This is a genomic window from Novosphingobium sp., assembly GCF_036803765.1.
Taxonomy (GTDB): domain Bacteria; phylum Pseudomonadota; class Alphaproteobacteria; order Sphingomonadales; family Sphingomonadaceae; genus Novosphingobium.
Window position 1 is genome coordinate 1 of the sequence record NZ_DAIRTS010000048.1, and the last position, 10509, is coordinate 10509.

The following is a 10509-nucleotide window of genomic DNA, read 5'->3' on the forward strand; positions in this document are numbered from 1 at the left end:
CTCCGACCGCCTGCGGCGGCCACCTCCCCCCGCAAGCGGAGGGAGGATCGGGGGTCACGCCGTCATCGCCAGCCCACCCAGCGATTCCGCCTCGATCACCAGCTCGTCGTCTGCCGCGCCCGCGGGCAGGTTCTCGCGCCCGATCATCACCAGCACCGGCACCGCCAGCGGCGTCACGCGCTCCAGCTGCACGTGGACCAGTTCCGCGCCTGCGCGGTCGAGCAGGTCGGCGAGGCGGCCCACATCGGTCATCCGCGTGCGCGCATCGGCCCAGGCGGCCTCGATCAGCACGTGGTCGGGCTCGTACTTGCGCAGCACGTCGTAGATGAGGTCGGTCGAGAACGTCACCTGCTTGCCGCTCTTGCGCTTGCCGGGATGCTGCCGCTCAACCAGGCCCGAGATCACCGCCACCTCGCGGAAGGCGCGGCGCAGAAGGTGCGAGTTCTGCACCCATTCGACGAATTCGTCGGTGAGGATGTCGGGCGAGAGCAGCGGTGCAGGATCGGTGATCGGCCGCAGGCTCCACACCGCCAGCGCATAGTCGTTGGCGACGAAGCCCAGCGGCCCCAGCCCCCGGTCCTCCATGCGCCGGGTGATGAGCATGCCCAGCGACTGGTTCGCGTTCCACCCCTCGAAGGTGTAGAACACGCTGTATTCGCGGCCATGGAAGGGAAAGCTCTCGACAAGCAGTTCGCCCGGCGCGGGCAGGCGGCTGCGCCAGTCCTGCATTTCGAGCCATTCGCGCACATCGTCGGGAAAGCGCGCCCAGGTGCCGCGATCGGCGAGCATCGCCTGGACGCGGGTGGACAAGTGCGTGGTCAGCGGCATGCGCGCCCCGCCATAGCTCGGGATCTGGCCCGCGCTCTTGGCCGCGCGCACGACCAGTTCGAGGTCGCGCACCCCCTCCACCTCGAGATCCAGCCCGGCAAAGCGGAACGTATCGCCGGGGCTGAGTTGCGCGCCGAAATGCTCCTCGACCCGGCCCAGCGAGCGGCCGTTGCGAAAGCGCACCTCGAGCATCTCGGAATCGATGATGATCCCGGCATTGAGCCGGTGCCGCGCCGCCTGTTCGGGGTGCGTCAGCCGCCAGGTGCCATCGCGGTCGCGCACGATACGGCGGAACTTGTCATAGGCGCGCAGCGCATAGCCGCCGGTGGCGACGAAATCGAGCACGCGCGCGAAGGCGGCGGCATCGACCCAGGCATAGGCCAGCGTCGAGCGCACTTCGGCGAGTAGCGCATCCTCGTGGAACGGGCCGGCGCAGGCACAGCCCATGACGTGCTGCGCCAGCACGTCGAGCCCGCCGGGGCGGAAGTCCTCGCCGTCGCGCTGCCCCTCGTGCACCGCATCGCGCGCGGCCATCGCCTCGAGATATTCGAAGCGGTTGCCCGGCACCAGCACCGCGCGGCTCGGCAGGTCGAGCCGGTGATTGGCGCGGCCGATCCGCTGCAGCAGGCGCGAGGAGCCCTTGGGTGCGCCCATCTGCACGACAAGGTCGATGTCCCCCCAGTCGACGCCGAGGTCGAGGCTGGCGGTACAGACCAGCGCGCGCAGCTTGCCCTGCGCCATCGCGCCCTCGACCTTGCGCCGCGCCTCGGCCGACAGCGAGCCGTGGTGAATGCCGATCGGCAGGGTCTCGTCGTTGGCATCCCACAGCAGCTGGAAGATGTATTCGGCCAGGAAGCGCGTGTTGGTGAAGATCAGCGTGACGCGGTTGGCGCGGATCATCTCGATCAGCTGCGGCACCGCCCAGGCGGCGGCGTGCCCGCCCCAGGGCACGCGTTCCTCGCGCGGCAGCAGGATCTCGACCTCGGGCTCGGCCCCGGTCTCGCCCTCGACCAGCGCGACGGCGTCGATCTCGCCCCACGGCGCCAGCCAGGCACGGAACGCCTCCGGCTCGGCCACCGTGGCCGAAAGCGCGGCCCGCTGCAGGTCGGGCGCGAGCGCCTGCAGCCGGCCCAGCGCCAGCGCCAGGAGGTCGCCGCGCTTGCCCGTGGCGAAGGCGTGGACCTCGTCAATCACCACCCGCTTCAGCCCGCTGAAGATTTCGGATGCCTCGGGATAGCTCAGCAGCAGCGAGAGCGATTCAGGCGTCGTCAGCAGCACCTGCGGCGGCCGCGCCCGCTGCCGCGCCTTGCGATCCGACGGCGTGTCGCCGCTGCGCGTCTCGACCCGGATCGAGAGGCCCATCTCCTCGATCGGGGTCAGCAGGTTGCGCTGCACGTCGTGCGCCAGAGCTTTCAGCGGCGAGATGTAGAGCGTGTGCAACCCCTCGGGCGCCGGGGCATCGCCCAGCCGCGACGGACAGAACGCGGCCAGCGTCGGCAGGAAGCCTGCCAGCGTCTTGCCGGCACCCGTGTCCGCCACCAGCAGCGCATGCTGCCCGGCATCGGCCGCATCGAGCATCTGCGCCTGATGGCGCCGCACGCGCCAGCCGCGCGCATCGAACCAGGATGTGATCTCGGGGGGAACGCCGGCCATGATGCCCAAGATAGGTGCGATGTGGCCCGGGCGCGAGGGGGGTGGTCTTTCGCCCCTCCACCACCCGCTGCGCGGGCGGTCCCCCTCCCCGCCTCATGGCAGGGAGGAACCTTGATCCTCCCCATCCCCGATGGGGAGGTGGCAGACGCGCCAGCGGCTGACGGAGGGGCCGCTACCCGTGCAGATACCGCTCGATCTCCGCCTCGAGCCGCGCCAGCCCTTCGGCGCTGGCGCTTTCCGCGCGCGTGACGACCGCGGGCTCGGTGTTCGAGGCGCGCAGCAGCCACCAGCCGTCGGGGGTGGTGACGCGCACGCCATCGATCGCCGTGACCTGTGCGCCTTCGGCCTCCAGGCGATGGCGCACCGCCTCGACCAAAGCGAACTTTTGCGCCTCGTCCACCGGACGGCGCACTTCGGGCGTGGCGAAGGTGTCGGGCACCGCGCCGCGCAGGTCGGTCAGCGAACGGCCGAGCCGGGCGCTCGCCGCGATCAGGCGCAGCGCCGCGTAGAGGCCGTCGTCGAAGCCCCACCAGTCCTCGGCGATGTAGAGATGCCCGCTCATCTCCGCACCCAGCAGTGCGCCGGTCTCGTGCATCCGCGCCTTCATCAGCGAATGGCCGGTCGGCGCCATGTCCGCCTGGCCACCCAGCGCCGCCACGCGGTCGAACAATGCCTGACCGGTCTTGACGTCTGCCAAGACGCGCGCGCCGGGGTGGCGGGCCAGCGCATCCTCGGCAAGGATCATGAGCATGTGATCGGCCCAGAGCACGCGGCCCGTACCGTCGATCGCGCCGATGCGATCGGCATCGCCGTCGAACGCCACGCCGCCATCGAGGTGGTCGTCCGCCACCGTGGCGCGCAGGTCGGCGAGGTTGCGCTCGACCGTGGGATCGGGATGATGGTTGGGAAAGCGCCCGTCGACCGCGCCGAACAGCACGCGGTGTCGCCCGGGCAGGCGCGCAACCAGCCGCTCCACCACAGGCCCGGCCGCGCCGTTGCCGCAGTCCCACGCCATGGCAAGGTTCGCCAGCCGCGCCGGGTCGATCCCGTCCAGCGCCTCCAGCAGGCGATCGACGTAGTCGTCCATCACCTCGGCGCTATGGATCGTGCCGTTGCCGCTGGCCCAGTCGCCGGCTGCGGCCATGGTGCCCAACGCGGCGATGTCCGCCCCGAAGAACGGCTTGCCACCGAGCACCAGCTTGAAGCCGTTGTGGGTCGGCGGGTTGTGGCTGCCGGTGACCATGATCCCGCCCGCGACACCCGGCAATATGGCCGCCGCGTAATAGAGCATCGGCGTCGGCCCCAGCTCGATCCGCACGGCATCGACCCCGGCGGCGGTCACGCCTTCGAGCAGGGCATGAAGCAGGATCGGCGAACTGGTGCGCCCGTCATGGCCCACGACCACCCGGCCGCCGCCGGCCCGGGCCACGCACGTCGCAAAGGCCTGCCCCACCGCGCGCGCATCATCCGCGTCGAGCGTTTCGCCGAACACCCCGCGAATGTCATATTCGCGCAGGATCGTGGGATGGAATTGGTGCGTGGTCATCGTCCGGCCCTCCTCGCAGTTCGAGCGTGACGGCGACCTGGGACGGTAACGTCAACGGCGCTCGATCAGCCGCCCCAGCAACAGATCACGCGCCGCATTGGCCTCGTGCACGGCCTCGTTCGACCCGCCACGATCGGGGTGGACCATGGCGACGAGCCGCTTGTGCGCCTCGATGATCTCGGTCCGCCCCGCGCCCGGGTCCACGCCAAGCAGCCCGCGCGCGCGCTTCTCGGCCAGGGAACGGGCATCGCCGCGCGCCAGTTCCCAAGGCCATCGCCCGGTCAGCAGCTTGACCGCCGCGCAGACCAGCGCAGCCAGCAGGATCAGCTTGGTCACGCGACGCCCGCCAGCGCGGCCCCTTCGGGACCGGTGGGCACGGCCCCGCGCGGCGGGATCGGCAGGTTGAGCCCGGCGACGAGGGTGCGCAATTCCTGCCGCGCAACGAGGTGGCTGGTGCCCAGCTCGCCCAGATAGCCCTTGTCGAGCAGCGTGAAACCGCTCGGGAACAGCTCGCGATAGATCACGCGTTCGGACAGGCCGTTGGAAATGCGAAAACCCACGCGGCGCGACAGCTCGTTCAGTGCCTGATCGATGCGCTTCTGGTTGCGCGCCTCGACATGCTGGGTGCGGTTGCGCACCACCACCCAGTCCATCTCGCGCCGGCCCTGCTGGATCGTGGTGAGCGCGCGCTTCTTGCGCGCCTCCCAGATCAGCTCGGCATAGAACGACAGGCGGCGGACGCGGAACGTCTCGGCATCGACCTGCCCGATCAGGTCGAAGTCGACGAAGCTGTCGTTCAGCGGGGTGACCAGCGTATCGGCGGTGGTGGCGACATGGCGCGCCAGCATGTCGTCGCGGCCGGGCGTGTCGAAGATCAGGAAATCGTGGTCCTGCGACAGGTCCGCGACCACGGCGTCGAGTTCGTCGGTCGTCTCGCCCTTGAATACGACGTGCGTGGCGTTGGGCAGCGGCAGCTGGCGGCGGCGCGCGGTCTCGTCGCGGTTTTCGAGATAGCGGTGCAGCGTGGCCTGCCGGCTGTCGAGGTCGATCGCGGCCACGCGCACGCCCTGATAGGCGAGCGCGACCGCGACGTGGACCGCCGTGGTCGACTTGCCGGTGCCACCCTTCTCGTTGGCGAAGACGATACGGTGAGGAGCGCCGGGAGGAGCACCGGGGGGAACAGTGTGCGGATTGGGCAGGCCGGGATTTGGCTGGCCGGAACCCTCAGGGCCTTGGGACACGCGGTTTCTCTCTCGCTGGGCCGGTTAACCGAACGCTTGAATGCCCGGGTCCGCACCGCTAGGGGGTTGGCCCCCGCCGCGTGGCCCGTCTTGCCCCGGCTTACTGGAGTGGCCGCCGGCGTGCAAACCATCTCTCGTCTCGACACCCTGCGTCATGCGGTGACATTGCTCAAAAGCGGGGGAAAAACCCTGGCGCTGGTGCCGACGATGGGTGCGCTTCACGAAGGGCACCTGACGCTGGTGCGCACTGCGCGCCGCCATGCCGATGCCGTGGCGGTCTCGATCTTCGTCAATCCGCGCCAGTTCGGGCCCAACGAGGATTTCGACGCTTATCCGCGCCGGCTCGAGGCCGACGCCGCGCTGCTCGCGGCCGAAGGCGTCGACATCGTCTGGGCGCCCCCACCGGCCGAGGTCTATCCGGCAGGCTTTGCCACGAGCGTCAGCGTCTCGGGCCTCGATGCGGTGCTGTGCGGCGCGGCGCGGCCCGGCCATTTCGACGGCGTGGCGACGGTCGTCACCAAGCTGTTCAACCAGGTCCAGCCTGACGTCGCGCTGTTCGGCGAGAAGGACTGGCAGCAGCTGACCATCATCCGCCGCATGGCGCGCGACCTCGACCTCACCAGCCCGCGCGCCGACGCGATCCTGGGGGTGCCGACGGTGCGTGAGGCTGACGGTCTCGCGATGAGCAGCCGCAACCAGTACCTCACCCCCGAGGAACGCGCCGCCGCCGTGGCCCTGCCGCGCGCGATCGCGGCTGCCGTGACGGCGCTCAAGGGCGGCACCCCGGCCGCGCAGGCCATGGCCGACCTCTCCGCCGCGCTGCTGGCAGGCGGCTTTTCGCGCGTCGACTATGCCGAACTGCGCGATGCCACGACGCTCGACCTGCTCGACGCACCGGGCGCGGCGCCGGCGCGCGTGCTGGTCGCCGCCCACATCGGCAAGGCCCGCCTGATCGACAACGCCCCGGTTATCTGAGCGCCCGCGTTCGGCTGCCCGGGGCACAACCTGCGTGTCGTGCTCTTTCATGTGCGCGCTCCCCTTGTCGAATGGCAACGGACCGCACCTGCAGCGCTAGCGTCCTTCGACAAGCTCAGGACGAACGGCGGTTTGTGCTTACCCTCTCCCAACCCGTTCGCCCTGAGCCCGCCGAAGGGCACAGGACCGTACCTGCCGTGCCGGCGTCCTTTGACAAGCTCAGGTTGAGCGGGGGTTTCCCGTACCCCATCCCAACCCGTTCGCCCTGAGCCTGTCGAAGGGCCCATCGCGCACGCGCAGCCTCACGTTCCGGCGACATTTCATGCCCCGGCGCGCCTCCATCGCGCTATAGACGCGAGCATGCGTTTGCTCGCTTTCGTAATGCTTCTCTCCCCGGCGCCCGATGCGGCGGCAGCCCCCGTGCCGCCGGCCCCCGTTTTGCCAGCCGGCGCACGGATCGGATACGTCGTCACCGACGAGACCGGCGCGGTGCTGGCCGAGCAGGCCGCCGACCAGCGCATGGTGCCGGCCTCCACCACCAAGCTGTTCACCACCGCGGCCGCGCTGGCGCTGCTGGGCGACGTCACCCGGCCCGATGACGCGGCGGGCGCGACGGTGGCGTTCGAGGGTGCCGACGTGGTCCTGGCCGGCCATGGCGATGCACGCCTGTCGTCCGCGCCCGATTGCGTGACCGACTGCCTCGCGACGCTCGCCGATGCGGTGGCCGCCGCGCTTCCGAACCGTACGGTCGGCGCGGTGATCGGCGATGACAGCGCCATGGCCGACGAGCGCTGGCCCTCGGGCATGAGCTGGGACAACATGGCGACGATATCGGGCACCGCCGTTTCGGCGCTGACGCTCGACGACAATCTCGCGAGCGCGCCCGGGCTGCGACCCCAGGCCGTCCATGATCCGGCCTTGCGCGCCGCGATCGTCCTGCGCGCGATGCTGGAGGCGCGCGGGGTGCGAGTCACCGGCGCGGCCAGCGTGCGCCACCGGATGAGCGCTGGCGCACCGTCGGCCGCATCCGAGATACTCGCCCGCACGATCCCTGCGCCGCTGGCGGACGACATCGCGCTGACCTTGCGCCAGAGCCAGAATCTCCATGCCGAACTGCTGCTGCGGCGGCTTTCCCCTGCGGGCACCGTCGCGGCAGGGCGCGCGGCGCGCGATGCCGCGCTGGCGCCCGCAGCCCTGCCGCCGGGCAGCGTCAGCCTCTACGACGGCTCGGGCATGTCAAGCTACGACCGCGTGACCCCGCGCGCGCTGGTCACGCTGCTGCGCTGGGGCAATGCCCAGCCCTGGTCGGCACTGTGGCGCGCCGGACTGCCGGTGGCGGGGCAGAGCGGCACGCTGAAGAACCGCCTGCGCGGCACCCCGCTCGAGGGCAAGCTCGCCGCCAAGACCGGCACGCTGATGGGCACGCAGACGCTGGCGGGGTTCCTGGCCACGGCGCACGGGCGCACGCTCACCTTTGCGGTGCTCGTCAACGACCTGCCCGAGGGCGCCTCCGCCAGCCGCTTCGTCGATGCACTGGTGCTCGACTGGGCGGCGCGGTACTGAGCCGGCCATGGCCTCCCTGACGCTCAACCGCCAGCCGATCGCGATCGCGCTGCCCGACGACACGCCGCTGCTCTGGGCCTTGCGCGATGCCGCCAATCTCACGGGCACCAAGTACGGCTGCGGCACCGGCGAATGCGGCGCCTGCACGGTAATCGTCGACGGGCAGGCGATGCCCAGCTGCACGCTGCTGCTGGGCGAGGCCGAAGGCCGCAGCGTGACGACGATCGAGGGCCTCTCGCCCGATCGCAATCACCCGGTGCAGCAGGCTTTCGCCGCCGAACAAGCAGTGCAATGCGGGTTCTGCACGCCGGGCCTCGTCATGGCGGCCGCCGCGCTGCTCGCGCGCAACGCCGACCCGGCCGAGGCGGACATTACCGCCGCCCTGCCCAACGTCTGCCGCTGCGGGGTACAGCCGCGCCTCGTGCGCGCCGTCCAGCGCGCCGGGCGCATCCTGCGCGGGCAGGAGCCGGGCTTGCGCGTCCCCGCGCCCGTGCAGGCGACGACGCCGGGGTTGTGAACGGCCCCTCCACCACCGCTTCGCGGCGGTCCCCCCTCCCCGCCTGCAGCAGGGAGGACCTCAGATCCTCCCCATCATCGATGGGGAGGTCGCAGGCCCAAAGGCCTGACGGAGGGGCGAGGCCAAGCGCGACACCCGCGTGCCCCCGATAGAACCTGGTCTCAGCCCGCCAGCGCCGCCAGCGTGATACGGCGATAGATCCGCGCCAGCACGACGAGGTCGTCGATCGCGACCGCCTCGTCCTTCTTGTGCATCGTCGCGTTGCACAGGCCGAATTCCACAACCGGGCACAGCGCGCGCAAGAAGCGCGCGTCCGAGGTGCCGCCGGTGGTGGACAGCTCCGGCTCCACCCCGGTTTCGGCGCGCACGGCCTCGGCGATCAGCGTGGAAAAATCGCCCGGCAGGGTGATGAAGCTCTCGCCCGAGATCACCGCGCGCACCGTCCCGCCATGGCGCGCGGCGATGGCGGTGACGCGGTCGACCAGCCCCTGCCCGGTGTGCAGGTCGTTGAAGCGGATCGACAGCCGCGCACGCGCCTCGGCTGGGATGACGTTGGTCGCGGGGTTGCCCACCTCGAGGTCGGTGATCTCGAGGTTCGAGGGCTGGAACCAGTCGCTGCCGCTGTCCAGTTCGAGCGCGTCAAGCTCGGCCAGCATGGCGACGAGGCGCGGAATCGGATTGTCGGCAAGGTGCGGATAGGCGACGTGCCCTTGCGCGCCGGCGACCGTCAGCCACAGGTTGACCGAGCCGCGTCGGCCGATCTTCATCATGTCGCCCAGTCGGTTGACGCTGGTCGGCTCGCCCACCAGGCACAGGTCGGGCAGGGCGCCCAGCGCGCGCATCCGTTCGATCAGCGCGACCGTGCCATAGCGCGCGGGGCCTTCCTCGTCGCCGGTGATGACGAGGCTGATCGTGCCCGCGTCGGCCGGGATATCGGCCAGCGCGGCGACGAAGGCGGCGATCGCGCCCTTCATGTCGACCGCGCCGCGGCCATAGAGCAGCGCGCCGCGCCGCTCAGCCGCGAAGGGCGCGCTGGTCCAGCCCTGCCCCGGCGGCACGACGTCGAGGTGCCCGGCGAAGGCGAAGTGGCGGCTGCCCGCCGGGCCGTGGCGGATCGCCAGCAGGTTCTCCACCGGGCCATCGGGCGCCTCGCCCTCGACGAAGCGATGGACGGTGAAGCCGAGCGGCACGACCATCGCCTCGAGCATGGCGAAGACCGATCCGGTCGCCGGCGTCACGCTCGGGCAGTCGATCAGGCGCTCGGTCAGGATGACGGGATCGGCGCTCATGCCTGCGGGCTCTCTTCGAACTGCTCGATCGTCCATTCCTCGTCCTCCGACGCCTGGATCCAGGCCTGCATCCACGGATGCTCCCACAGCGCCTGCATGTAGGCCGTGGCGAAACCGGGCACGCCGACGCCGTAGGTGATGAAGCGCGAGACGACCGGCGCGTAGAAGATGTCGGCCGCGCTGAAGGTGCCAAACAGGAAGGGACCGCCCTGCCCGAAGCGCGCCCGCGCCTCGGCCCAGATCTGCAGGATGCGCACGATGTCGGCGCGCACCGCGTCGCTGACGGTCTCGACCTGCACGCGGCGGCGCACGTTCATCGGCATCGCCTGGCGCAGCGCGGCAAAGCCCGAATGCATTTCCGCGACGATCGATCGTGCCATGGCGCGCGCGGCGTCTTCCTTGGGCCAGAACCGGTCGCGCCCGACCTTGTCGGCGAGATAGTCGATGATCGCGAGGCTGTCCCACACCACCGCATCGCCGTCCCACAGGATCGGCACCTTGCCCGACGACGGCGCGAGATTGGCGTCGCGGCGCTTGGCCTCGTCCCAGTCGTCACCATAAAGCGGAACGCAGATTTCCTCGAACGGCAGGCCCGACTGGCGCGCCGCCAGCCACCCGCGCAGCGACCAGCTCGAATAGTTCTTGTTGCCGATCACCAGCTTCATCGCGCGACCTTTCGTGGATGGAAGGGCCCCGCCTAAAGCCTCGAGCACAGGCTGTCGAGGGTCGGCGGCGCCCTCTACCGGGGCAGGTGCAAGCTCACCGACAGCCCGCCGGCGGGCGCGTCACCCAGTCCGAGGTGGCCGCCATGAAGCCGCGCGACGGCATCGACCATGGCCAGCCCGGCTCTGTTGCAAAAATCGTGAAGCTTGAGCATGCTTGGCGGAGATTGGACGG

9 protein-coding genes are annotated in these 10509 nt (G+C 70.6%); 3 read left to right on the plus strand and 6 right to left on the minus strand.

Going from position 1 to position 10509, the window contains the following annotated elements:
* Positions 1–54 precede the first annotated feature (54 nt).
* From V7Q48_RS17935 to V7Q48_RS17950, 4 genes are all read right to left on the minus strand, one after another.
* Entirely contained in the window at positions 55–2481 is a 2427-nt protein-coding gene (locus V7Q48_RS17935; protein WP_333840562.1) for a ligase-associated DNA damage response DEXH box helicase, read from the minus strand.
* Positions 2482–2653: 172 nt separating this feature from the next.
* Positions 2654–4027 carry a phosphoglucomutase/phosphomannomutase PgmG gene (gene pgmG, locus V7Q48_RS17940; protein WP_333840564.1) on the minus strand — a complete coding sequence of 458 codons (1374 nt, stop codon included), beginning with the start codon at positions 4025–4027 and terminating at the stop codon, positions 2654–2656.
* Between the two features lie 51 nt (positions 4028–4078).
* Entirely contained in the window at positions 4079–4363 is a 285-nt protein-coding gene (locus V7Q48_RS17945; RefSeq protein ID WP_333840566.1) for a molecular chaperone DnaJ, read from the minus strand.
* Positions 4360–5226, minus strand: coding sequence for a division plane positioning ATPase MipZ (locus V7Q48_RS17950; protein WP_333840578.1), 867 nt, complete (start codon positions 5224–5226; stop codon positions 4360–4362). Before V7Q48_RS17950 ends, V7Q48_RS17945 begins: the two co-directional genes overlap by 4 nt.
* 162 nt (positions 5227–5388) lie before the next feature.
* On the opposite strand from V7Q48_RS17950, the gene panC reads away from it, so the two are divergent.
* The 3 genes from panC to V7Q48_RS17965 all read left to right on the plus strand — a co-directional run bounded on the left by panC (position 5389) and on the right by V7Q48_RS17965 (position 8323).
* Entirely contained in the window at positions 5389–6243 is an 855-nt protein-coding gene (gene panC, locus V7Q48_RS17955; protein WP_333840568.1) for a pantoate--beta-alanine ligase, read from the plus strand.
* Positions 6244–6603: 360 nt separating this feature from the next.
* The gene (gene dacB / locus V7Q48_RS17960; RefSeq protein ID WP_333840570.1) at positions 6604–7806 is read left to right on the plus strand and encodes a D-alanyl-D-alanine carboxypeptidase/D-alanyl-D-alanine endopeptidase; all 1203 of its coding nucleotides are present in this window, start codon (positions 6604–6606) and stop codon (positions 7804–7806) included.
* A gap of 7 nt (positions 7807–7813) precedes the next feature.
* A complete protein-coding gene (locus V7Q48_RS17965; protein ID WP_333840572.1) occupies positions 7814–8323 on the plus strand; it encodes a (2Fe-2S)-binding protein in 510 nt (169 codons plus the stop codon).
* Positions 8324–8484: 161 nt separating this feature from the next.
* Here V7Q48_RS17965 and dapE read toward each other — a convergent pair whose 3' ends face one another.
* Together dapE and V7Q48_RS17975 are read right to left on the minus strand one after the other, a co-directional pair.
* Positions 8485–9612, minus strand: a complete 1128-nt coding sequence (gene dapE, locus V7Q48_RS17970) for a succinyl-diaminopimelate desuccinylase (RefSeq protein ID WP_333840574.1) — start codon at positions 9610–9612, stop codon at positions 8485–8487.
* Positions 9609–10277 carry a glutathione S-transferase family protein gene (locus tag V7Q48_RS17975; RefSeq protein WP_333840576.1) on the minus strand — a complete coding sequence of 223 codons (669 nt, stop codon included), beginning with the start codon at positions 10275–10277 and terminating at the stop codon, positions 9609–9611. Before V7Q48_RS17975 ends, dapE begins: the two co-directional genes overlap by 4 nt.
* Positions 10278–10509 lie beyond the last annotated feature (232 nt).

Coding starts and splice junctions, on each gene's coding strand:
- V7Q48_RS17975 (WP_333840576.1), bottom strand. CDS start 10,277: ATGAAGCTGGTGATCGGCAACAAGAACTATTCGAGCTGGTCGCTGCGC.
- V7Q48_RS17965 (WP_333840572.1), top strand. CDS start 7,814: ATGGCCTCCCTGACGCTCAACCGCCAGCCGATCGCGATCGCGCTGCCC.
- pgmG (WP_333840564.1), bottom strand. CDS start 4,027: ATGACCACGCACCAATTCCATCCCACGATCCTGCGCGAATATGACATT.
- dacB (WP_333840570.1), top strand. CDS start 6,604: ATGCGTTTGCTCGCTTTCGTAATGCTTCTCTCCCCGGCGCCCGATGCG.
- V7Q48_RS17935 (WP_333840562.1), bottom strand. CDS start 2,481: ATGGCCGGCGTTCCCCCCGAGATCACATCCTGGTTCGATGCGCGCGGC.
- dapE (WP_333840574.1), bottom strand. CDS start 9,612: ATGAGCGCCGATCCCGTCATCCTGACCGAGCGCCTGATCGACTGCCCG.